Here is a 21,419-nt window from a genome sequence, read left to right on the forward strand (position 1 = left end):
CCTGTTTGCTACGCCGTGGGCGGTTCGTCCTTGGCCACCTCGTCGACATCGTCGAGTGCCAGCCCATGCTTCAGCAGCATCGGGATCTGGGTGAAGGTGAAGAGGAAGCTGAGCGGCATGAACACCCACAGCTTGGCCCAGAGCCAGCTTTCGAAGCTCAGCTGCATGCGCAGGACCTCGTTGAGTGCGGCGAGGGCGAAGAAGAACACGCCCCAGTTGCGCGACAGCTTGAGCCAGCCCTCCTGGTCGACGCCTTCGAAGGCGGCTTCGAGCAGGACCTGAAGCAGCGCCTTGCCGCGCAGCCAGCCGCCGATCAGCAGGACGCCGAACAGCAGGTAGATCGCGGTCGGTTTGATCTGGATGAACTTCTCGTCCTGCAGCCAGATGGTCAGGCCGCCGAAGCCGACGATCAGCGTGGTCGAAAGGATCAGCATCGGCGAGACGTGGCCGAACTTCCACTTGCTGAAGGCCAGCGCGACGACCGCCGCGATCATGAAGGCGATGGTGCCGTAGATCACTGCCGCGATCTCGCCGAAGGTGTGGTCGACGGGCGGCTGGTAGAATTTGTAGACGCCGAGGAAGACCAGCAACGGGCCATAGTCGACGAGGATGTTGAGCCAGCCGGACTTCGGTTTCGGCTTGGCGGCTGGGGCTTCGCTCATCAGGCCACTCCCGCGATTACGCGCGCGACAAGGTCGGGGTCGAAGGGGCGCAAATCGTCGATCTTCTCACCCACGCCGATGGCATGGATGGGAAGGCCATACTGTTCTGCCGCCTGCACCAGGACGCCGCCGCGCGCGGTGCCGTCGAGCTTCGTCATGACGAGGCCGGTGACGCCCGCGACTTCCTTGAACACGTCGATCTGCGCGAGCGCGTTCTGCCCGTTGGTGGCATCGAGCACGAGCACGACATCGTGCGGCGCCTCGGGGTTGAGACGGCCGAGGACTTTGCGGATCTTGGCCAGTTCGTCCATCAGCTCGCGCTTGTTCTGGAGGCGGCCGGCGGTGTCGACGATCAGCACGTCGGTGCCGACGTCGGTCGCCTGCTTGACCGCGTCGAACACGATGCTCGCCGGATCGCCGCCCTCGGGTCCGCGCACGATGGGGACGCCGACGCGCTCTGCCCAGGTGGCCAGCTGGCCGATGGCGGCGGCGCGGAAGGTGTCTCCTGCCGCCAGCATCACGGCATAGTCGTCTTCCTGGAAGAGGTGCGCGAGCTTGGCGATGGTGGTGGTCTTGCCGCTGCCGTTGACGCCGATCACCAGCAGCACCTGCGGACGCGGGAAGGCAGTGATCTCGAGCGGTTTCGCCACCGGACGCAGGATCGCGGCGATTTCCTCGGCCACGGCTTCCTTCAGTTCCTTCTCGCTGATTTCGAGGCCGAAGCGCTTCTCGCGCAGCTTCTCGCGGATGCGCGCAGCAGCGGAAGGGCCGAGGTCGGAGAGGATCAGCGCATCCTCGACATCGTCGAGCGTCGCATCGTCGAGCTTCGCCTTGCTCACCGTTTCGGCGAGATTGGCGGTCAGCTTCTCGGAAGTCTTGCGGAAGCCGCCGAACAGGCGTTCGGTCCAGCTCGGTTTGTCACTCATTGCAGCAGGCCATTCTCGTATCGTTGCGGCGTGACGGTGAGGATTTCACCGGGCGTGGTCCCATGGGGCAGGGCGACGCGTGCGAAGTGCGGGGTGTAGCCCGTCCCGTCGCGCTCGGCGAGGACGCTGTGCGGCTTATCGACGAGCGACGCCAGCCACTCGTCGCGGGTCTGCGTGGCGACCGCACGAAGTTGGGCGGCGCGGCGCTTGACGGTTTCGCGCTCGACCTGCGGCATCCGCGCGGCAGGGGTGCCGGGGCGGGGCGAGTAGGGGAAGATGTGGCCGTGAACGATCCGCAGGTCGCGGACGATCGACAGGTTCGCCGCGTGATGGTCGTCGGTCTCTGTCGGGAAGCCCGCGATCAGGTCCGCACCCACTGCAAGATCGGGGCGGAGCGCTACGAGACGCTCTACAAGGTCTACAGCATGGTGCCGCAGGTGTCGCCGCTTCATGCGCTTCAGGACGAGATCGTGCCCGTGCTGGAGCGAGAGGTGCAGGTGGGGCATCAGCCGCTGCTCGCCGGCGAAAAGTTCGAACAGCAGCGGGTCGATCTCGATCCCGTCGAGGGACGACATGCGCAGGCGGGTGAGGTTCGGAAAAGTGTCGAGCACTGCCTGTACGAGCTCGCCGAGTGGCGGATTTCCGGGCAGGTCGTGACCCCATGAGGTGACGTCGACCCCGGTCAGTACCACCTCCGATGCGCCGTATTCGAGGTGCCTTTCCACCTCGGCAAGCACTTGCGCGATGGTCAGCGAACGGCTCGGCCCGCGCCCTTGCGGGATGATGCAGAAAGTGCAGGCATGGTCGCAACCGTTCTGCACCGCGATGAAGGCACGGGTACGGTCCTGCGGGGCAGGCACCGCGGCGGGTACGTTCCACGCGCGCGGGTCGAGCTTGGCCGTATTGGCGACGAAGCCGTCGACCTCGGGCATGGCGGCCAGTTGCTCGCGCTCGACTTCCGTTGCGCAGCCGGTGACAAGCAGGCGCGCCGCCGGATTGTCGCGCCGCGCCCTGCGGATGGCCTGCCGCGTCTGGCGCACAGCCTCGCTGGTGACGGCACAGCTATTGACGACCACGAGATCACGCTCCTGCGCCAGCATCGCGCGAATCTGCTCGCTTTCGGAGATGTTCAGGCGACAGCCGAGCGAAATGACCTGCGGTGCGCTCAAGCGAAGTCGCCCCACTCGAAACTGCCGCGAAAGCTCTCAGTCGCAGGGCCCGTCATGTGGATGCGGTTGCCCTCGTCCCACGCGATCTCGAGATCGCCGCCGGGCAGCGTCACGGTCACTTCGCGCTCGACCAGCCCGCGCCGCATGGCATGGACTGCCGTGGCACATGCCCCGGTGCCGCAGGCGCGGGTAAGGCCCGCACCGCGTTCCCATACGCGCAAGCGGATGTGCTGGCGGTCGACGATGGTGGCGATGTTGACGTTGATCCGCTCGGGAAAGAGCGGGTCGCTCTCGATCTCCGGACCGATTTCGCCGAGCGGGATGGCGTCGGTGTCGGGCACGAAAAATATCACATGCGGATTGCCGACATTGACCGCTCCGGGCGCTTCGAGGCCTTCCCATCCCACAGGCATTCGCAGCGTGTCCATCGCGTAGGCCACCGGTATCGCGTCCCAATCGAAGCGCGGTTCTCCCATGTCCACGCTCGCGCCGCCATTACGCGGTTCGACCGCAATGACCCCGCCCGAGGTTTCGACCCTTGCCGCGGATCCGTGCAGGAGCGCTACCGCGCGGCTGGCATTGCCGCAGGCTTCCACCTCGCTGCCGTCATGGTTGAAGATCCGCATGCGGAAATCTGCGGTATCGCTCGGCTCGAGCAGGATCAGCTGGTCGCAGCCAATGCCCGTGCGCCGGTCGGCTATGGCGCGCGCCGTCGCTTCGTCCATCGCTGGAAGAGGTGCGGCACGCGCGTCCAGCACGACAAAGTCGTTGCCGAGGCCGTGCATCTTGGTGAAATCGACGCGCATCGTGCGCGGCATCTATGCACTGGCGCGCGCAGCGTCCAGTGGCCAGCGCGTCAGCCGGCCTTCTTGCCGCCGCCGCGCTTTTCGTCTGCAGCCTTGAAATCGACTTCGGTGACGTTCTCCAGCGAGGTCTTGGCGAGGCGGTCCTGCGCAGCGAGGCGTTCGATCACCTTGTCGGCCGGCTCCGGGCGACCATAGTGGTATCCCTGTCCCTTGAGTTTTCCCATGCCCTTGAGCGCTTCGAGAACGGCTTCGTTCTCCACGCCTTCTGCGGTGATCGGAAGCTTTAGGCCGTCGCCCATGGAAATGATCGCATCGACCAGCTTGCCGCGATTATCCGATTCCTTGAGCTCGGAGATGAAACTGCGGTCGATCTTGAGGCGATCGAAAGGCAGGCTGCGCAGCTGCGACAGGCTCGAGTAGCCCGTGCCGAAATCGTCGAGGCTGACCTGCACGCCCTGGTTGCGCAGCGAGGTGATCATCGAGCGGACCATGCCGATATTCTCGTGCAGGCAGCTCTCGGTGATCTCGATATCGAGCCGGTTGGCAGGGAAGCGGTGCTTGACCAGCAGCTTGAGCAGCTTCTGGGCAAACCACGGATCGCGCATCTGTACCGGCGAGATGTTCACCGACAGGGAGATTTCCGAATCCCACTCCTTCGCGTCTTCGAAGGCCTGGGCGATCAGGCGTTCGCTGAGCTCGCCGATAACGCCGATCTCCTCGGCGATGGGGATGAAGATATCGGGACCGACGAGACCGAGTTCGGGCGATTCCCAACGGGCCAGCATCTCGAAACCTACCAACTGGCCGCTTTCGAGGTCGACCTGCTGTTCGTAGTAGGGTTTGAACTCGCCCAACGCGATACCGCGGCGGATGCCTGCTTCCAGCTCGTTGCGGAAGCGCAGCTCGTTCTCCATCGGCATTTCGAACCAGTAGAAGCGGTTCTTCCCCTGCTTCTTGGCATGATACATCGCAATGTCCGCCTTGTGCATGAGGCGTTGGGCGGACAACTCGCCAAGGTTCGTATCTTCTATCTGGATGCTCGAAGCGATGCCGACCGACATGGTAACGTCAACCGCGCTACCTTCATGGAGCACGGGACTGGCGACCTGCTCGATGATACGGGTGGCAAGCTGGTCGATGCGATCAGGTACTTGCGGGTGATAGGGCACCACGCAGACGAACTCGTCGCCGCCAAGGCGGGCAAGCAGGGCCCCTTCGGGCAGGAGCTTGAGTATGCGTGCAGCGGTACTGCGCAGCACCTCGTCCCCGGCCTGGTGTCCGTTGAGATCATTGACCTGCTTGAAGTTGTCGAGGTCGAGCGCTATCGCGGCGAGCGCGCGTTCATTACCGACCCCATCGGTCAACAAGTGGCCCAGCGCCGCAGTGAAGCTGCGACGGTTGTAGCATCCCGTCAGATGGTCGAGATCCGCAAGCTTGCGAGCTTCTTCCTCGGAACGGCGGCGGGTCTCCAGCTCGGAATTCAGGGCCTTCAGGCGATTCCAGCCCAGCAGGATCAACGCAATGTTGAGCAGCAGCGCATTTGTGAGAATTAGGTCGGGAGACGGAGCTGAATGGATCCAGCTACGCATCAGCGTTGGTACGGCGACGCCGGCGGTGCCGACGAAGAGTATGACGGCAGCGATCGCGATCCCCAATGTCACGACATCGTGATCGCGGCGAACGTCTTTCGCCGTCGATTGCACGTCTGCGCCACCCGTGTTCGTGTTTTTGTTCGCGGCCAAGCCCGCCCCCTGGTGTTCACTGGTCCTCCGAACTAGCGGTTCGCGACTAAAAAGCGGTTAATTGCCGGGTTGCCATGCCTGTGACTCTGGTCAGTCGACGCCCTGAAGGCTAGGTGCGGCTGCATACCGAACCGGCAGAAAGGGATGAGCTCGCGAAAATGCGTTACTGGCTGATGAAATCGGAACCCGACGCCTACAGCTGGGATGACCTGAATGCCGAAGGGGAAGGCACGTGGGACGGCGTGCGCAATCACAGGGCCAAGAACAATCTCGCGGCCATGGAAGTCGGCGACCAGGCCTTTTTCTATCACTCCAACATCGGGAAGGAAATCGTCGGCATCGTCGAGATCAGCGAGTCCGGTTTGACCGACCCCACCGACCCGGAAGGCAAATGGGCAGCGGTGAAGGTGAAGCCCAAATCGGTCATCCCGAAGCCGGTGACGCTGAAGGCAATCAAGGCTGAGCCCCGCCTGGCCGAATGCGAACTGATCAAACTCTCGCGTCTTTCTGTCGCGGAACTGACACCCGAAGAATGGACCGTAATTCTGGAGATGGGGGGAGCGTAGGCTCCCGTCGCATACCCGGACCGGCTTACCGCAACGTCCGGAACGTTGGCTCCAGACGGGGCATTATCCTACTGTAAACGCGCCGGTTTTGGTGCATCAGACAGAAGGAGACGCCACATGGGCGAACTTAGCGAAAAGATCAAAGGCAATGCCAACGAACTGGCCGGCAACACCAAGCAGGCGGTCGGTGAAATGACCGGCAACGAGCGCCTCGAACGCGAGGGTGAAGGCCAGGAACGCAAGGGCGAAGCCCAGCAGTTCAAGGGCGAAGTCGAAGGCGCGCTCGGCAACGACATCTGAGTTCGCTGACAGCTTGCAGCAGCGAGAGAGGGCCGTTTCCCACCGGGAGACGGCCCTTTCGCCGTTTAGCGGTTGCGCAGCCCGCTCACACTGGCGCCGCTTGCCGCAAGCTGCTCGATGTCGATCAGGCAATGGATGAGGCGCAGGCCGGTGCGTCCCTGTGCTTCGGAGAGAGCAGCCTTGAACTCGTCGGTCGTTTCAGCATGCGCAGTCCAGCCACCGAAGGCCGCACCTAAAGCCGCGAAGTCGGGATTGGCGAGCCGTGTGCCGCTGATGCGATCCTCGCCCGGGAACTCCCGCTCCTGGTGCATGCGGATGGTACCATAGGCACCATTGTCGACGACGATAACGAGAAGGTTCGCGCCATGCTGGACCGCGGTGGCGAGTTCCTGACCGTTCATCAGGAAATCGCCATCACCCGCGATGGAGACAACCATGCGTTCAGGATGACGAAGCGCTGCCGATACTGCGGCCGGGACGCCGTAACCCATCGCGCCGCAGGTCGGGGCAAGTTGACTGGGGTATCCGGCATAGCGCCAGTAGCGGTGCCACCAGCCGGCGAAATTCCCGGCACCGTTGCAGACGATCGTGTCCGCCGGGAAGGTGTCGCGCATGAACTGAACGCACTGGCCCATGTCGAGCTTGTGGCCGTTGGGATGCGCGGTGGCCCATGCTTCCCATTCCGCATGCGCCTCGCGACCGGCGTCGAAGTCGATTGCATCGCCTTCGTCCCACAGCGCGGCACTTTCGGCGAATTCGTCCATGCCGGCACAGATGGCGAGGTCCGCCGGATAGACCCGGTTCAGTTCGTCCGCGTCCGGGTGAATGTGGATGAGCTTGCGGTCGGGCGCGGTCAGCGGCGGCACCGTGTAGCCATCGGTGGTCGCCTCGCCCAGCCGTGCACCCACCGCAAGGATGAGGTCGGCATTCTTGACCCGCTCGACCAGCTTGGGGTTGGGGCCATAGCCCAGGTTGCCGGCATAGACCGGGCTCGACGGCGCGATCGCGTCCTGGCGGCGGAAAGCCGTGGCCACAGGGATGCCGAGGCGCTCGGCGAAGAGCTGGAAATGCTCGCGCGCCTTGGCGTTCCATCCTGCGCCGCCGATGATCGCCACCGGGGAAGCGGCATCGGCAATCATCGCCATCATGGTCTGGATGGCGTCAGGGCAGGGGGCCTGTGCGGGGCGTTCGACACGCGGGCGCGGCGTGCTGTCGGTATCGCGGCTCAGCATGTCCTCAGGCAGCGCGAGGACGACGGGGCCAGGGCGACCCGACATCGCGGTTGCGTAGGCGCGGGCGACGTACTCGGGAATGCGGTCGGCCGAGTCGATCCGCGCGGCCCACTTGGCAATGGGTCCGAAGAATGCCGCGAAATCGACTTCCTGGAAGCCTTCGCGGTCACGCATCTCGCTGTCGACGTCGCCGACGAAGAGGATCATCGGCTGGGAATCCTGCATCGCGACATGGACGCCTATGCTGGCGTTGGTCGCACCCGGACCGCGAGTCACGAAGGCCACGCCCGGGCGACCGGTCATTGCTCCATCGGCACAGGCCATGAACGCCACGCCGCCTTCTTGACGGCAGGTCACGACCTCGATCTGGGATTGCTGGCCAAGACCGTCGAGGACCTGGAGGAAGCTTTCACCTGGAACGGTGAAGATCCGGTCGCAGCCCTGCACTGCAAGGCAATCGACGAGGAGTCGGGCGGCTTCTGGCGTAGCTGTTGCTCTCATGGGCGAGGCGGTTAGCCCGCCGCTCGAAACTTCGCAATCACCGTCAGGAATATGGTTAATTTCGCGTGAATCGTGTCACTTCGGAACAGCTGAAAAAGTGCAGGATACCGAAGCGTTAAATAAGCGTTAACTCACCATCATGAGACGCGCACTTGTCCTTTCGAGCGAAACGGCCCGGCACTGGTTCCGGGCGAGCCTGCCGCAGCGCCGGGTGGCCTTCGCCGACATTCCTGCCACCGAACCGGTGAGCTGGAAGCTTACTGCAGACGACGTTCGGGGTGTCGCAACGACCTATCTCGCTACAGTCGCAGCTGTTCTCGCCTTCATCGTCTGAAAAGCTAGGGTCCGGCAGCCAGCGTCGCTTCGGCGGCCACTTCTTCTGCCTGGTGCAGACGCTTGCCGAGCCATGCGGAGAACAGGCACATCCCCGCACTGATCAGGACTTGTTCGACGATCGGTACACCGGCCGCGCTCATCGCCATTGCGAGCAGAGAGCCGCCGACCATCGCCCCCGAATTCACGATATTGTTGGCGGCGATCGTGCGCGATGCCTTGTCGGGCGCGACGCGCGTGGTGAGGAAGGCGTAGAGAGGCACGACGAACATGCCGCCGGCCACAGCAACGCCCAGCAGGCACAGCAGGAGAAGACTCGCCATTGGCCAGGCGATGAAGCCCGGGACGTCGAGCAGCTGGTCCGGAGCCTCGGTCGCCCAAATCTTGCAGACGACGTAGAAGGCCACGACGAACAGCGCCATGACGAGCACCGAGCGTGAAGCGTAGCGTGCCGAGACCGAGCCCTTGAGCAGGCGGTTAACCGCTACCGATCCGATTGCTACCCCGACGGAAAAGACGACCAGGAACAGGCTTGCCACCTCTTTCGAGGCCATGATTACGTTCTTCGCTAGTGGCGGAAACTGGATGAACAGCACCGCGCCGATGGTCCAGAAGAAGCTGATCGCGAGGATGGCATAGAACACTTCGGGATTGTGCATGGTGTCGCGCACCAGCTTCACCGATGCTCGCAGGATGTGCCAGTCCAGCTTTTCGACCTCACCTTGCGGCGGCGCAGGGGGTACCTGCAGGCTGATGACCCACCCAATGATTGCGGTCAGGATGATCCCGACGGCGGCGACCTCGACCTCGATCCAGCCGGCAAGGATTGTCCCTGCCAGGATCGCTACATATGTCCCCGCTTCTACCCAGCCGGTCCCTGCGAGCACCTCTTCCTTCGCGAGATGCTGGGGCAAGATGGCGTATTTGATCGGGCCGAAGAAGGTCGAGTGAACGCCCATTGCGAACAGGGCGGCGAGCAAGAGCGGGATGGCGACCGTATCGACCGCCATTCCCTTCCATGCCATCACCAGCCCGATCGCGCCGACCGACATGATGATGATTTCGCAGAACTTCACTATGCGGATGATCCGCGCCTTGTCGCGCATGTCAGCCAATTGCCCGGCCAGGGCCGACAGGATGAAGAATGGCAAGATGAACAGGCCCGAAGCGAGCCCGCTGAACGCCGCTTCCTGGCTCTCGTCGTTGTAGACCTGATATACGACGAACAGGACCATCGCGGTCTTGTAGAGATTGTCGTTGAAGGCGTTGAACAGCTGCGTGATGAACAGCGGCAGGAACCGCCTCGACCGCAGCAATTGCGAAGATGTAGTCATGACCCCCCGGGCTAAAGCCGCTCTCGGCCCCCTGTGTAGAGCGATGCTCGTGGCGGACAAGGGCAAAGCGGCGTCTTTTGCGGCGAGCCGCAACGCGCTAGGGGATGGGCAAGATGCTGACGCTTCCTAACATACTGACCCTCTCGCGCATTGTGGCGATCCCGCTGCTAGCCTTCCTGCTGTGGTGGCCTGGGTGGGAAAACGGATACCTGATGGCCTTCGCGCTCTACTGCGCCATGGGAATAACCGATTACTTCGACGGCTATCTGGCACGGTCGAGCGGGACGGTGTCGAAGCTGGGCATTTTCCTCGATCCGATCGCGGACAAGATCATGGTCGCGGCAGTGATCCTCGTCCTGGCGGCGCAGGGAGTGCTGCGTGGGCCCTATGTCGGCGACATGCACGTCGTCGCCGGGCTCATCATACTGATGCGCGAGATCGCGGTTTCGGGCCTGCGCGAATTTCTCGGTCCGCTCCAGGTGTCCGTACCGGTCAGCCGACTCGCCAAGTGGAAGACGACTTTCCAGATGGTGGCGCTGGGATCGCTCATCCTCGGGCAGGGTCTGCCGCGCTGGACGGTCATGCTGGGCGAGCTTGAAGCGAACGTGCCGCATACCGTTGGCCTGACGACGCTGTGGGCCGCTGCGGCGCTGACGGTCATCACCGGCTGGGACTACCTGCGCGTGGGCCTCAAGCACATGGATTGATGCGCACCAGCCCGTGCACGCAATCAACCTGATATAAACTTTTTGCCATCACAAGCAGGCACATGAGTGCCTCGCTTCACCTTCTTCTATCCGCCCTGCTCAAGATTGGGGCCATAGCCTTCATCCTGAATGAAGTGCGCGGACTGATCCTCGCGGCGCCGGTCCTCTATGGCCTTTACCTCTCGGGCGGGACACCGATGGCGATCTATCTCGCCGCCTGCTCGCTCGGTGGCATCGCGTTGAGTGTGATCGTCCCGATCATCGCGGTGAAGAAGGCCGATCGCTTCCTCAAGGCACGCGTTGCGGCCTAACCGGCCCGCAATTCCTTCGCCAGCAATTCGAAATCGTCGCGGCGCGGGGAGTTCTTGCGCCAGATCAGCGCGATCTCGCGTGTCGCGCTCTTGCTCTTGAGCGGGCGGGCGACGACGTCGGTGCCGTTCAGGATGCCGGCGTCCACAGCCATCTTCGGCAGCATCGTCAGGCCCAGGCCGTTGTCGACCATCTGCACCAGAGTGTGGAGGCTGGTCCCGATCATGGTTGCCGAGGCGCGCAGTTCGGGCCGGTTGCAGGCGGCCAGCGCATGCTCCTTGAGGCAGTGTCCGTCCTCGAGCAGCAGGAGGCGACCCTCGTCGATCATGCTTGGGGGAATGACCTCGGGCGGATCGCGCGGATCGTTCTTGGGGAAGGCTACATAAAGCTCGTCGTCCGAGATGTGCGCCTTCTCGACCTCGCCCGTATTGAAGGGAAGGGCGAGCAGCACGCAATCGACCCGGCCGTGCTGAAGCGATTCGACTGCGTCGTGGCTGGTCTCCTCGCGCAGGAAAAGCTGGAGGTCGGGTCGTTCCTTGCGCAGGCGTGGCAGGAAACGCGGCAGCAGGAAGGGCGCGATCGTCGGGATGACGCTCATGCGTAGCTGGCCCGCGAGCGGCTTGCCCGCTGCCTGGACGAGATCGGCCAGTTCTTCCGCCTCGCGCAGGACGCGGTGAGCCTTGGCGACCACCTGATTGCCGAGCGCGGTGAAGCGCACGACGCGGCGGCTGCGTTCGACCAACGTCACGCCGAGCAGCGATTCCAGTTCGCGGATGCCCGCCGACAGGGTCGACTGGGAAACGAAACTCGCCTCGGCGGCGCGGCCGAAGTGGCCGTGCTCGTGCAGTGCGACGAGATACTGCAGCTGTTTCAGCGTGGGCAGGTACGTGCTCAAGGGAAGTCTACTCCGCCGCCTGCGCCTCGATGACGGGCGGTTCGACATCGTCGACATGGGTCATGTGCAGGCGACCGTTCTTGACGGCGAAAGCCATCTTGCCTTCGACCAGGTCGAGCGCGTCCTTGCCAAATACCTCATAGCGCCAGCCTTCGAGAAGGGGCAGCTTGCGCACGCCCGCGGCAAGCGCTTCCATTTCGTCGGCACGGGTGAGAAGGCGTGCGGCCACATCGATCTCGCGGGCGCGAACCTTGAGCAGCAGCTTGAGGAGGTCGGCGACAAGCGCGCCTTCCTTGCCCAGCGGAGCACCAACCTTGGGCTTCTCCGGCATTTCTTCCTTGGGCAGCGGTTCGGCCTTTTCGAGCACCTTCATCAGGCGCTTGCCGATGTCGTTGTCTTTCCAAGCGTTCGACAGGCCCCGAACCTTGACCAGGTCGGGCTGCTTCTTGGGCGGGTGGCTGGCGATGTCGGCCAGAGTCTCGTCGCGCATGATGCGGCCGCGCGGGATGTTCTTGTGCTGCGCTTCGGCCTCGCGCCATGCGGCGAGCGCCTTGAGGCGGCCAAGGACTGCCGGGTTGCGCCCGGGCGAACGGATGCGCCGCCAAGCCAGCCCTGCGTCATTGGCGTAGTTCTCCGGATCGGCGAGCTTGTCCATTTCGGCATTGAGCCAAGCCCCGCGGCCGGTTTTGATCAGCTTCTTGAGGATCTTGGGGAAGATCTTCGACAGGTGGGTCACGTCGCCGATGGCGTATTCGATCTGCCGGTCGGTCAGCGGACGGCGGCTCCAGTCGGTGAAGCGCGCGCCCTTGTCGACCGTGAAGCCGAGCCAGCTTTCGACGAGATTGGCATAGCCGATCTGCTCGGACTGGCTGATCGCCATCATCGCAATCTGCGTGTCGAAGATCGGGTGCGGGGTCTTGCCGGTGAAATTGTAGACGATCTCGACGTCCTGGCCGCCGGCGTGGAAAACCTTGAGGACCTCCTCGTTCTCGCACATCAGGTCCCAAAGGGGTTTGAGGTCGATCCCGTCGGCCAGCGGGTCGATCGCCGCGGCTTCTTCCTCATTGGCGATCTGCACCAGGCACAGTTCAGGCCAGTAGGTGTTCTCGCGCATGAATTCGGTGTCGACGGTGACGAATTCGCTCTTCGCCAGCCGCTCGCACAGGTCGGCGAGGGCTTCGGTCGTGGTAATCAGGTCGTGTATCTTCATCGTATCGTTTCGTGTCTGTCGGGCGGAGTGCCGCCCCCGGGCCTGCTGCGGCCCAAATCCCGAACGCCCCCGAACTTGACAAATGTCCGGGCTTGCCCTGTTAGCGCGCGCGATTCCTGCTAGAGGGCGCCCCGAGGAATCACGCCGCGCCCCTAGCGCCATAGCTCCGAAAATGGAAAGAATTTAGATGCACGCCTATCGTACCCACAACTGCGCACAGCTGACGAAAGCCGCTGTCGGCGAAACCGTTCGTCTTTCGGGCTGGGTTCATAACAAGCGCGACCACGGCGGTGTGCTATTCGTCGACCTGCGCGATCACTACGGCATCACCCAGATCGTCGCCGACAGCGACAGCCCCGCGCTGCCCGTGCTCGAGAAGCTGAAGCTGGAATCGGTCGTCACCATCGACGGCAATGTGAAGGCCCGCGCAGACGTTGCGGTGAACCCGAACCTGCCGACCGGCGAAATCGAGGTCTTCGCCCGCGAAGTCACCGTCCAGAGCCGCGCGGAAGACCTGCCGCTGATCGTCAATTCGGCCGAGGATTATCCGGAAGAAACCCGCCTCAAGTACCGCTTCGTCGACCTGCGTCGCGAGCGCCTTCACAAGAACATCGTGCTGCGCTCGAACGTCATCGCATCGCTGCGGCGCCGGATGATCGACCAGGGCTTCACCGAATTCCAGACCCCGATCCTTGGCGCTTCCAGTCCCGAAGGCGCGCGCGATTATCTCGTGCCGAGCCGTCTCCACCCGGGTCGCTTCTACGCGCTGCCGCAGGCGCCGCAGATGTTCAAGCAGCTGCTGATGGTCGCGGGCTTCGACCGCTATTTCCAGATCGCGCCGTGCTTCCGCGACGAGGATTTGCGCGCCGACCGTAGCCCGGAATTCTACCAGCTCGACTTTGAGATGAGCTTCGTCACGCAGGAAGACGTCTTCCAGGCGATCGAGCCGGTGCTGGCGGGCGTGTTCGAGGAATTCTCGGGCGGCAAGACCGTGACCCCGGCAGGCACGTTCCCGCGCATTCCCTATGCCGAAGCGATGCTGAAGTACGGTTCGGACAAGCCCGACCTGCGCAACCCGCTGATCATCAGCGACGTGACCGATCACTTCACGACCTCGGGCTTTGGCCTGTTCGAGAAAATCGTCGGCACCGGCGGTCGCGTGCGCGTGGTTCCGGCTCCGAATACGCATGAGAAGAGCCGCAAGTTCTTCGACGACATGAACGACTGGGCGCGCCGTGAAGGCTTTGCCGGGCTCGGCTACGTCACTCGCAAGGGCGGCGAATTCGGCGGCCCGATCGCCAAGAACCACGGCACCGAAGGCATGGAGAAACTCTACGCCGAGCTGGGCCTTGGCGAGAACGACGGCCTGTTCTTCGCCGCGGGCAAGGAAAAGGACGCCGCCAAGCTTGCCGGTGCCGCCCGCACCCGCGTCGCCGAGGAACTTGGCCTGATCGAGGAAGGCTGTTTCAAGTTCTGCTGGATCGTCGACTTCCCGATGTTCGAATACGACGAGGAGCAGAAGAAGGTCGACTTCAGCCACAACCCCTTCTCGATGCCGCAGGGCGAGATGGAGGCGCTGGAAACACAGGACCCGCTCGACATCAAGGCCTGGCAGTACGACATCGTCTGCAACGGCTACGAGCTGTCCAGCGGCGCCATCCGTAATCACCGCCCGGACATCATGTACAAGGCGTTCGAGATCGCCGGTTACAGCAAGGAATCGGTCGACGAGAACTTCAGCGGCATGATCGAGGCATTCAAGCTCGGCGCGCCGCCGCACGGCGGCTCGGCTCCGGGTATCGACCGCATCGTCATGCTGCTGGCGGACGAGCCGAACATCCGCGAGGTGATTGCATTCCCGCTCAACCAGAAGGCGCAGGATCTGATGATGGGCGCGCCCAGCCAGGTCGAGCCGCGCCAGCTGCGCGACGTGCACATTCGCACGGTCGAAGCGCCCAAGCCGGGTAACTGAGCTTAAATCAAAAAGGCCCCGGATTGCTCCGGGGCCTCCTTCTTTGAGCGGGTTGGATATCGCTCAGTCGAACTGTCGTTCGATGCTGTCGCCGAACTGTTCGCCGCGGCAGATGTCGTCATAGGCCTGCTGGACGATTGCGCGCTCGCTGGCTTCGAGCTGGTCGCTCTGCAGCGCGGCTTCGAACTTGCCGCGAAGGTAGTCTTCGCCTTCCTCGACACGCTCTGCGGCGGCTTCGTCATTGCTTTCGAATGCGCTGGTGATGCTCTGCCACATCTGGTGGGCTTCACCCATCAATGTGCCCTCAGTGACGAGTTCATCGCCCTGACGCTCGAGTTCGGCGTTCATTTGCTGGAGGGTCTGTTCGCGCTGCTGGCAGCGATTGGCCAAGGCCTGCTGCAGCTGCGGATTGTCGGCCTTATCGGCTGCCTTGCGGTATCCTTCGACAGAATCGAAGGTTGTGTCGACGAGGCTCTTGAATACGGTAGTGCTCATGGAATTGCGTCCCTTTTCCAATGGGTTGATGCAACTCCAACGAGCGATGTGGCGGAGTGGGTCCCGCGATTTGCCGCGGCTCCACTCCGCACACCCGAATTATCGTGCGCTTCAGCCCGCGTCTTCGAGGAAGACGTACTCGTGCTGCGCATCGAGAAGGATCAGCGCGCGTTTCCCGTCGCGCTCGCCCACCACCAGCGGGAAGCCGAAGAAGCCGGGGACCATCATCACGATCGAGGTCGTTCCGTCATCGTTCGCCTGTGTGCCGACAGCCGAACTGCCCGAGGTCATGGTGGCGACTGTAACGCCGTCCTTCTTCGCGAACGTCAGCGGGCCGAGGTCTGCGTTGGTGTAGCGTGGCGCCAGCTGCGCCAGGACCTCTGCATCGCCCTTCGGATCGACCTGCTTGCGGAATGTCTCGCGGGCTTCCGCGCCCAGCGAGACGGCAGCGGTGAGGTTTTCGTCCGCCTCGTCCTTGCCGTCGTAGAGCACTTCCATGAGCTTGCGCTCGAACAGTCCGAGCAAGGCCTGGCCGGTATCCGAATTGGTCAGCAGCACCGCGCCGACCCGGTCTTCGGGAATGAACCAGAAGTTGCTCTTGTAGCCGATCAGGCTGCCGCCGTGGAAGAACACGTCCTTGCCGAGACCGCTGCTCTGCATAAGCCCCATGCCATACCAGCTTTCCTCGCCCGTCGGGACATAGTGCTGGCGGCGCTTGAGCAGGTTCTTCTCGGATGCGAGCTGCCTGCCATCCGCCAGCTTGCCCTTGTTGAGCTCGTTCAGCGTATACAGCGCCATGTCATGCGCGCTCGACCATGCGCCGCCGGCAGGTCGGTAGGGATAGACCATGTAGTTCCAGTCCATCGGGGCCGCTTCGACCGGGCCGTCGTAGCCACGCGCGTGGGGACGGGCCCAGTTGGTCGCCATCGCCTTGCTGAAATCGAAGGTCGTTCGGGTCATGCCGAGGGGCGAAAAGATGCGTTCGGACATCGCCCGGTCGAAGGCCGCACCCAGTTCCATGTCAGGATATACGAGGTGACCGCCGATGTACCCGGCCGCGCTGGCCATCAGGTTGTTGTACTGGAAGACCTCGCCAAAACCGCTGGTCGGCTCGGTGGCGGCCAGTTGCACGAAGGTGTCGCTCGCAGGCGTCGTGTGGCTGGTGTTCATCACCCACTGCATGTCCTTGCGCGGCAGGCCGGTGCAGGCACAGATCAGGTGTTCGACAAGGACTTTCGATGTCGTCTCGTCGCTGCCGAGCCGGAAGCTGGGGTAGACATCGGTTACCTTCTGGTCCCAGGCCAGCTTGCCTTCGTCGACCAGCGTCGACAGCAGCAGCGTGGCCATGCCCTTGGTGTTGGAGGCAATCATGAACTCGGTGTCCTTGTCCACCTTGTCCGTCCCGCCGCGACTCGTCACGCCGAGGCCACCTTCCCAGACGATCTTGCCGTCCTCGATCAGAGCGAGGCCGACGCCGGGAATCTCCAGTCCTTCCATCGCCTTTTCGACGTAGCCGGTCAGCTCGGCGATGCGCGCCGCTGTCAGGTCGTTGGCTGCCTTTCCGGCAAAGCTTTCCTTGGCGTAGTCCGCCGGGCGCAACGAGCCGAAGGCCTGGTTGATCTGGGCCCCGCGTTTGGCGACGGTCGCCAGCGCGCCATTGATCAGGACGACCGTCCAGCCGTCACCCTTGCGCAGGCCGATGCCCTGGACCGCGACCTTTTCCGCCGGTGAACTCTTGTAGTTGACGACGGTGATCTGGTCCCAGCCTTCGCGCGCCGGCGGGTCCTGCGCCAGTTCGATTTCGCGTGCGAATGCAGGATCGAACTTCGTCCAGGCCCGCTTTACGGCATCCTGACCGTCGGTGGCAGCGTCGACCGCGACGAGGGCGGCGGTGACATCGCCTTCCGGGGCAGTGAACACCAGCATCCCGTCGCGGGTCTCGCTCGCCCAACCCGGGATCGGAACCATCATGGCACCGGTTCCCGTTTCCACTGCCACCGGAGCTTGCGACTCGGCAGCTTCCTGGGCCAGCAGCGGCAACGGCGATGCTGCGAGCAGCAGGGCGGAGGTGATCAGGGCAAAGCGTTTCATCGGCATTCTCTCCATCTGTCTTATCGGCATAATACGCCTTGATTATGACAGGTCAATTTCGATGGTTGCATCCTGCCCCTTGCGCAGGGCGCGCCCGTTCATTAGGGCGAAACCCAACTTTCAAACCCCCAAGAATTCGAGAGGGAATAAAATGAGCGATACTGCCGACCGCGTGCAGAAGATTGTCGTCGAGCACCTCGGCGTCGAAGCCGACAAGGTGACCCAGGAAGCCAGCTTCATCGACGACCTCGGTGCGGACAGCCTCGACATCGTCGAACTGGTCATGGCGTTCGAGGAAGAATTCGGCGTGGAAATCCCCGACGATGCGGCCGAGAAGATCACCACCGTTGGTGACGCCACCAAGTATATCGAAGAGCACAAGGGCTAAGCCTGACGCTCAACGGACCCTGCCCCTGAGGCGGGAACGGACAGGCCCGACCCGATAACGGGCCGGGCCTGTTGTCATTTTGCGGAGAATTGCATGCGTCGTGTGGTCGTTACCGGTCTTGGCCTCGTCACCCCGCTGGGTGGAGATGTCGAAACGAGCTGGGCAAACCTGATTGCGGGCAAGAGCGGGGCTGGGCAGATTACCCGCTTCGATACCGAGGGGCAGAAGTGCACCATCGCCTGCGAGGTGAAGCCCAAGGACCATGAATGGGGTTTCGACCCCGACAAGCGCGTCGACTTCAAGGTCCAGCGCCAGGTCGATCCGTTCATCATCTATGGCATCGATGCTGCCGGACAGGCGCTCGAGGATGCGGGCCTGGCGGACATGGACGATGACCTCAAGCTGCGCGCCGGCTGTTCGATTGGCTCGGGCATTGGCGGCCTTCCGGGCATCGAGAGCGAATCACTGGTGCTGGCCGAACGTGGCCCGGGCCGTGTTTCGCCGCACTTCGTCCATGGGCGCCTGATCAACCTCATCAGCGGCCAGGTTTCGATCAAGTACGGCCTCATGGGCCCCAACCACGCCGTTGTGACCGCCTGTTCGACCGGCGCGCACTCGATCGGTGACGCCGCCCGCATGATCAAGGACGGCGATGCCGACGTTATGTTGGCGGGTGGTTCGGAATCGACCATCAACCCGCTTGGCGTGGCCGGCTTCGCGCAGGCCAAGGCGCTCAACATGAGCATGAACGACCGCCCGACCGAGGCGAGCCGTCCCTACGACAGGAACCGCGACGGCTTCGTCATGGGCGAGGGTGCAGGCGTCGTCGTGCTGGAAGAATACGAGCACGCCAAGGCGCGCGGCGCAAAGATCTATGCCGAAGTGGTCGGCTATGGCCTGTCGGGCGATGCCTATCACGTCACAGCTCCGCACCCGGAAGGCAAAGGTGCCGAGCTTGCGATGCGCATGGCGCTGCGCAAGGCCGGGATGGAGCCGGGTGACATCGACTATGTCAATGCCCATGGCACGTCGACCATGGCCGACACGATCGAACTGGGCGCCGTGAAGCGCGTTCTGGGCGATGATCTCAGCGGTGCTTCGATGAGCTCGACCAAGTCGGCCATCGGTCACCTTCTCGGCGGTGCCGGTGCTGTGGAGGCGATCTTCTGCATTCTCGCCATCCGCGACCAGATCGTTCCGCCGACACTTAATCTCGACGATCCGGACGAGGGTACCGAGGGCGTCGACCTCGTTCCGCACAAGGCCAAGAAGCGCGAAGTGAAGGCTGCGCTGAACAACAGCTTTGGCTTCGGCGGCACCAACGCATCGCTGATCGTCAAGAAGGTCGACTGACGTGAAAAAGACCGGCGCGCTGGGTCTCGGTGCGATCCTCGCGCTGGTGCTGCTGGTCGGCGCGGCATGGTTCCTGTCGGGCTGGTGGGGCGGCGCGGATGTCGAGGAGGACACGAACTTCATCGTGCCCTCCGGCGCGTCGCTGACCTCGGTGGCCAACAAGCTCGCGGAGGAAGGCCTCGTGTCTTCCGCCGATGCCTTCCTGCTGCGGGCGAAGATCTTCGGCTCGTCGGACCCGATCAAGGCCGGGGAGTTCCTGATCCCCGCCGGTGCGAGTCCGGCCAGCATTCTCGACACCTTCCAGCATGGCAATGCGCTTGCCCGTCTCGTGACCATCCCCGAGGGCCTGCCCTCGATCATGGTGTGGGAACGCCTGATGGCGGAAGACCTGCTCACGGGCGAAATCCCCGTCCCGGCGGAGGGTTCGGTGCTGCCCGACAGCTACGATTTCGAGCGTGGCGAAACGCGTGCCGCGGTCCTCGCCCGGATGCAGGCGGCGATGCAGAACTACCTCGCCGAAGCCTGGCCGAAGCGGGGCAATGACATCGCGGTCGACAATGTGAAGGACGCAGTCATCCTCGCCTCGATCGTGGAAAAGGAAACCGGAGTCCCGCGCGAGCGCAGGATGGTCGCCGGCCTCTATTCGAACCGTGTGAAGGACGGGATGCTGCTGCAGGCCGACCCGACGATCATCTACCCGATCACCAAGGGCAAGCCGCTCGGTCGCCGTATCAAGCAGTCGGAAATCGCCGCGATCAACGACTACAACACCTATTCGATGGTCGGTCTGCCCAAGGGTCCGATCACCAACCCTGGCCGCGAATCCATCGCGGCAGTGCTCAACCCGGCCAAGACCGAGGCACGCTATATGGTCGCGGACGGTACGGGCGGCCATGCCTTCGCCAGGACGCTGGACGAGCATAACGCAAACGTCGCCAAATGGTTCGAAATCCGCCGCAAGCGCGGAGAGATGTGAGCGGGCAGGCGCATCCCCGCGACGATGCGCCGCTCATTCTGACGGCGCAGCTGCCCGAGCACCTGCATGCGCGCTTCACTGCGCTGAGGACCGCCCATTTTCCGCCCGAGCGCAACTATCTGGAAGCGCACGTCACGCTGTTCCACGCGCTTCCAGGGATGTGCGAGGACGAGGTGGTTTCGGCCTGCAAGGCAGCTGCGAGCGAGTTCGCACCCGTCGCAGCGGAGGTTGCGGGCATCATGCCGCTAGGCGGCGGCACCGCCATCCGCCTCCGGAGCGAGGGAATGTTGCGCCTGCGCGACGAGCTGGCAGACCGGTTTCGCGGCCTCCTGACCGGGCAGGACCAGCACCGCCCACGCCTACACGTCACGATCCAGAACAAGGTGCTCGCCCGCGAGGCCAAGGCGCTGCAGGAAGAGCTTGAAGGCACCATTCCCGACCAACCCTTCACCTTTCGCGGGCTGGAGCTGTTCCGCTACCGGGGTGGACCATGGGAGCCGGTCAGGCAATTTACGTTTCGCGGGCGAGCAACAGCCTGAAGCGGATGGGCGGTAGAGATCCAAAAGCACTCAATAGCCCCGCGACCGGCGGGCTTTTCGTCCTTGCTGATGCCGTGGCGGTGGCAACTATCCGCTGTCTGCAACTGTTTGCCCGACGGCAGGGGTGCCCTCTCTTGTTCATCTGATCGAGTATGGATTCCCTCCCCGTGCCATAATCGCAAATCGGTCCATTTCGGCAGTTGACCGGGGGCTGACACCGCCCTAAATGCGCCGCCTGTCGTGCGGGCCTTGCCGCCCCGGCATGCCTTTCGGGGCGGAGTAGCTCAGGTGGTTAGAGCAGCGGAATCATAATCCGCGTGTCGGGGGTTCGAGTCCCTCCTCCGCTACCAGGAATTTCTTGCTTTCCAAAGGTATTAGCACGGCGAGGCGGTCGCTCGCGCCAGTATTCAATCGAACCGATCTGACGCTTTAGAAGTGCACCCGCTTCAGCTTGGGCGCTGTATTTCGATATGCTGCTGGTCGGAGAGCAGCCATTCAATCAGTTCCTCAACGGATTTGTCAGCACCGGACGCGGTCCTGACCGCGCATTCCCAGACGATCGCCACCCGCCAGTCACTGCCGCGAAGCTCAGTAATGTTGCGACGGTCTCGCTCCTGATTGGCGGCAAATTTCGCCGCCCAAGAGTCGGTGCGCGTGGATGGCATTGTTGCGAGACGGCAGCCCGTGTGTCGGTGCCAGTAGCAACCGTGAACGAATACAACCGCATCATGGCGCGGCATGACAAGGTCCGGTCGGCCAGGCAGGTCCTTGCGGTGAAGCCCGTAGCGGAAACCGGCAGCATGCAGTCTTCGTCGCACATTCATTTCCGGTTTCGTGTTCGCGCCACGAATGCCCCTCATCATTCGCGATCGCGTTTCTGGATCTACTATGTCGGCCATGTGAATTGATCCTG

22 protein-coding genes and 1 tRNA gene are annotated in these 21,419 nt (G+C 63.3%); 11 read left to right on the forward strand and 12 right to left on the reverse strand.

Translation table 11 applies throughout. The features are described 5' to 3' along the window. Positions 1-8: 8 nt before the first annotated feature. The 5 genes from IRL76_RS03920 to IRL76_RS03940 are packed head-to-tail and all read right to left on the reverse strand — an operon-like array spanning position 9 to position 5,305. On the reverse strand, positions 9-662 hold the full coding sequence (locus IRL76_RS03920) for an inner membrane-spanning protein YciB (protein WP_200983369.1): 654 nt from the start codon (positions 660-662) through the stop codon (positions 9-11). Continuing rightward, complete coding sequence (gene ftsY, locus IRL76_RS03925; protein WP_200983371.1) at positions 662-1,588, reverse strand: signal recognition particle-docking protein FtsY; 927 nt, start codon at positions 1,586-1,588, stop codon at positions 662-664. The genes IRL76_RS03920 and ftsY overlap by 1 nt, the downstream gene beginning before the upstream one ends. Further along, a complete protein-coding gene (locus tag IRL76_RS03930) occupies positions 1,585-2,757 on the reverse strand; it encodes a MiaB/RimO family radical SAM methylthiotransferase (RefSeq protein WP_200983373.1) in 1,173 nt (390 codons plus the stop codon). The genes ftsY and IRL76_RS03930 overlap by 4 nt, the downstream gene beginning before the upstream one ends. Beyond that, positions 2,754-3,563: a diaminopimelate epimerase gene (dapF, locus tag IRL76_RS03935; RefSeq protein ID WP_200983375.1), complete on the reverse strand. Its 810-nt coding sequence runs from the start codon at positions 3,561-3,563 to the stop codon at positions 2,754-2,756. The genes IRL76_RS03930 and dapF overlap by 4 nt, the downstream gene beginning before the upstream one ends. Before the next feature lie 50 nt (positions 3,564-3,613). After that, positions 3,614-5,305, reverse strand: coding sequence for a putative bifunctional diguanylate cyclase/phosphodiesterase (locus tag IRL76_RS03940; protein WP_246449969.1), 1,692 nt, complete (start codon positions 5,303-5,305; stop codon positions 3,614-3,616). A gap of 158 nt (positions 5,306-5,463) precedes the next feature. Between IRL76_RS03940 and IRL76_RS03945 the strand changes: the two genes are divergently transcribed. Continuing rightward, entirely contained in the window at positions 5,464-5,871 is a 408-nt protein-coding gene (locus IRL76_RS03945) for an EVE domain-containing protein (protein WP_200983377.1), read from the forward strand. Between the two features lie 117 nt (positions 5,872-5,988). Beyond that, positions 5,989-6,171, forward strand: coding sequence for a CsbD family protein (locus IRL76_RS03950; protein ID WP_200983379.1), 183 nt, complete (start codon positions 5,989-5,991; stop codon positions 6,169-6,171). A 65-nt stretch (positions 6,172-6,236) separates the two neighbouring features. Here the strand turns inward: IRL76_RS03950 and IRL76_RS03955 are convergent, their stop codons facing one another. After that, positions 6,237-7,904, reverse strand: coding sequence for a thiamine pyrophosphate-binding protein (locus IRL76_RS03955; RefSeq protein ID WP_200983380.1), 1,668 nt, complete (start codon positions 7,902-7,904; stop codon positions 6,237-6,239). 139 nt (positions 7,905-8,043) lie between these two features. Between IRL76_RS03955 and IRL76_RS03960 the strand changes: the two genes are divergently transcribed. Beyond that, positions 8,044-8,238, forward strand: a complete 195-nt coding sequence (locus tag IRL76_RS03960; protein ID WP_200983381.1) for a hypothetical protein — start codon at positions 8,044-8,046, stop codon at positions 8,236-8,238. A gap of 4 nt (positions 8,239-8,242) precedes the next feature. On the opposite strand, the gene IRL76_RS03965 is transcribed toward IRL76_RS03960, so the two are convergent. Then, the gene (locus IRL76_RS03965; RefSeq protein WP_200983382.1) at positions 8,243-9,571 is read right to left on the reverse strand and encodes an MFS transporter; all 1,329 of its coding nucleotides are present in this window, start codon (positions 9,569-9,571) and stop codon (positions 8,243-8,245) included. Positions 9,572-9,684: 113 nt separating this feature from the next. Between IRL76_RS03965 and pgsA the strand changes: the two genes are divergently transcribed. After that, positions 9,685-10,278 (forward strand): CDP-diacylglycerol--glycerol-3-phosphate 3-phosphatidyltransferase, encoded by a 594-nt coding sequence (pgsA, locus tag IRL76_RS03970; protein WP_200983383.1) that lies wholly within the window; start codon positions 9,685-9,687, stop codon positions 10,276-10,278. 62 nt (positions 10,279-10,340) lie between these two features. Then, entirely contained in the window at positions 10,341-10,589 is a 249-nt protein-coding gene (locus IRL76_RS03975; protein ID WP_200983384.1) for a hypothetical protein, read from the forward strand. On the opposite strand, the gene IRL76_RS03980 is transcribed toward IRL76_RS03975, so the two are convergent. Together IRL76_RS03980 and rnd are read right to left on the reverse strand one after the other, a co-directional pair. After that, positions 10,586-11,482, reverse strand: coding sequence for a hydrogen peroxide-inducible genes activator (locus tag IRL76_RS03980; RefSeq protein WP_200983386.1), 897 nt, complete (start codon positions 11,480-11,482; stop codon positions 10,586-10,588). The genes IRL76_RS03975 and IRL76_RS03980 overlap by 4 nt on opposite strands. A 7-nt stretch (positions 11,483-11,489) precedes the next feature. Continuing rightward, positions 11,490-12,692, reverse strand: a complete 1,203-nt coding sequence (gene rnd / locus IRL76_RS03985; protein ID WP_200983388.1) for a ribonuclease D — start codon at positions 12,690-12,692, stop codon at positions 11,490-11,492. A gap of 187 nt (positions 12,693-12,879) precedes the next feature. On the opposite strand from rnd, the gene aspS reads away from it, so the two are divergent. Beyond that, on the forward strand, positions 12,880-14,664 hold the full coding sequence (gene aspS, locus IRL76_RS03990) for an aspartate--tRNA ligase (protein ID WP_200983389.1): 1,785 nt from the start codon (positions 12,880-12,882) through the stop codon (positions 14,662-14,664). A 63-nt stretch (positions 14,665-14,727) separates the two neighbouring features. Here the strand turns inward: aspS and IRL76_RS03995 are convergent, their stop codons facing one another. Both IRL76_RS03995 and IRL76_RS04000 read right to left on the reverse strand, forming a co-directional pair. Next, positions 14,728-15,159, reverse strand: a complete 432-nt coding sequence (locus IRL76_RS03995; RefSeq protein ID WP_200983391.1) for a ferritin-like domain-containing protein — start codon at positions 15,157-15,159, stop codon at positions 14,728-14,730. Positions 15,160-15,270: 111 nt separating this feature from the next. Next, complete coding sequence (locus IRL76_RS04000; RefSeq protein ID WP_200983393.1) at positions 15,271-17,250, reverse strand: serine hydrolase domain-containing protein; 1,980 nt, start codon at positions 17,248-17,250, stop codon at positions 15,271-15,273. Positions 17,251-17,401: 151 nt separating this feature from the next. On the opposite strand from IRL76_RS04000, the gene IRL76_RS04005 reads away from it, so the two are divergent. The 5 genes from IRL76_RS04005 (at position 17,402) to IRL76_RS04025 (ending at position 20,856) form a co-directional block, all read left to right on the forward strand. Then, complete coding sequence (locus IRL76_RS04005) at positions 17,402-17,638, forward strand: acyl carrier protein (RefSeq protein ID WP_006834437.1); 237 nt, start codon at positions 17,402-17,404, stop codon at positions 17,636-17,638. 93 nt (positions 17,639-17,731) lie between these two features. Then, a complete protein-coding gene (fabF, locus tag IRL76_RS04010) occupies positions 17,732-18,991 on the forward strand; it encodes a beta-ketoacyl-ACP synthase II (protein ID WP_200983395.1) in 1,260 nt (419 codons plus the stop codon). Position 18,992: 1 nt separating this feature from the next. After that, positions 18,993-19,967: an endolytic transglycosylase MltG gene (mltG, locus tag IRL76_RS04015; RefSeq protein WP_200983397.1), complete on the forward strand. Its 975-nt coding sequence runs from the start codon at positions 18,993-18,995 to the stop codon at positions 19,965-19,967. Further along, entirely contained in the window at positions 19,964-20,506 is a 543-nt protein-coding gene (locus IRL76_RS04020) for a 2'-5' RNA ligase family protein (protein WP_246449970.1), read from the forward strand. The genes mltG and IRL76_RS04020 overlap by 4 nt, the downstream gene beginning before the upstream one ends. A 273-nt stretch (positions 20,507-20,779) precedes the next feature. Next, positions 20,780-20,856, forward strand: a tRNA-Met gene (locus IRL76_RS04025). A gap of 96 nt (positions 20,857-20,952) precedes the next feature. Here the strand turns inward: IRL76_RS04025 and IRL76_RS04030 are convergent. Then, entirely contained in the window at positions 20,953-21,405 is a 453-nt protein-coding gene (locus tag IRL76_RS04030) for a very short patch repair endonuclease (RefSeq protein ID WP_200983401.1), read from the reverse strand. Between the last annotated feature and the right edge of the window lie 14 nt (positions 21,406-21,419).

Source organism: Qipengyuania soli (genome assembly GCF_015529805.1).
Lineage (GTDB): Bacteria > Pseudomonadota > Alphaproteobacteria > Sphingomonadales > Sphingomonadaceae > Qipengyuania > Qipengyuania soli.

Coding starts and splice junctions, on each gene's coding strand:
- IRL76_RS03920 (WP_200983369.1), bottom strand. CDS start 662: ATGAGCGAAGCCCCAGCCGCCAAGCCGAAACCGAAGTCCGGCTGGCTC.
- ftsY (WP_200983371.1), bottom strand. CDS start 1,588: ATGAGTGACAAACCGAGCTGGACCGAACGCCTGTTCGGCGGCTTCCGC.
- dapF (WP_200983375.1), bottom strand. CDS start 3,563: ATGCGCGTCGATTTCACCAAGATGCACGGCCTCGGCAACGACTTTGTC.
- IRL76_RS03945 (WP_200983377.1), top strand. CDS start 5,464: ATGCGTTACTGGCTGATGAAATCGGAACCCGACGCCTACAGCTGGGAT.
- IRL76_RS03950 (WP_200983379.1), top strand. CDS start 5,989: ATGGGCGAACTTAGCGAAAAGATCAAAGGCAATGCCAACGAACTGGCC.
- IRL76_RS03955 (WP_200983380.1), bottom strand. CDS start 7,904: ATGAGAGCAACAGCTACGCCAGAAGCCGCCCGACTCCTCGTCGATTGC.
- IRL76_RS03960 (WP_200983381.1), top strand. CDS start 8,044: ATGAGACGCGCACTTGTCCTTTCGAGCGAAACGGCCCGGCACTGGTTC.
- IRL76_RS03965 (WP_200983382.1), bottom strand. CDS start 9,571: ATGACTACATCTTCGCAATTGCTGCGGTCGAGGCGGTTCCTGCCGCTG.
- pgsA (WP_200983383.1), top strand. CDS start 9,685: ATGCTGACGCTTCCTAACATACTGACCCTCTCGCGCATTGTGGCGATC.
- IRL76_RS03975 (WP_200983384.1), top strand. CDS start 10,341: ATGAGTGCCTCGCTTCACCTTCTTCTATCCGCCCTGCTCAAGATTGGG.
- rnd (WP_200983388.1), bottom strand. CDS start 12,692: ATGAAGATACACGACCTGATTACCACGACCGAAGCCCTCGCCGACCTG.
- aspS (WP_200983389.1), top strand. CDS start 12,880: ATGCACGCCTATCGTACCCACAACTGCGCACAGCTGACGAAAGCCGCT.
- IRL76_RS03995 (WP_200983391.1), bottom strand. CDS start 15,159: ATGAGCACTACCGTATTCAAGAGCCTCGTCGACACAACCTTCGATTCT.
- IRL76_RS04000 (WP_200983393.1), bottom strand. CDS start 17,250: ATGAAACGCTTTGCCCTGATCACCTCCGCCCTGCTGCTCGCAGCATCG.
- IRL76_RS04005 (WP_006834437.1), top strand. CDS start 17,402: ATGAGCGATACTGCCGACCGCGTGCAGAAGATTGTCGTCGAGCACCTC.
- fabF (WP_200983395.1), top strand. CDS start 17,732: ATGCGTCGTGTGGTCGTTACCGGTCTTGGCCTCGTCACCCCGCTGGGT.
- IRL76_RS04030 (WP_200983401.1), bottom strand. CDS start 21,405: ATGGCCGACATAGTAGATCCAGAAACGCGATCGCGAATGATGAGGGGC.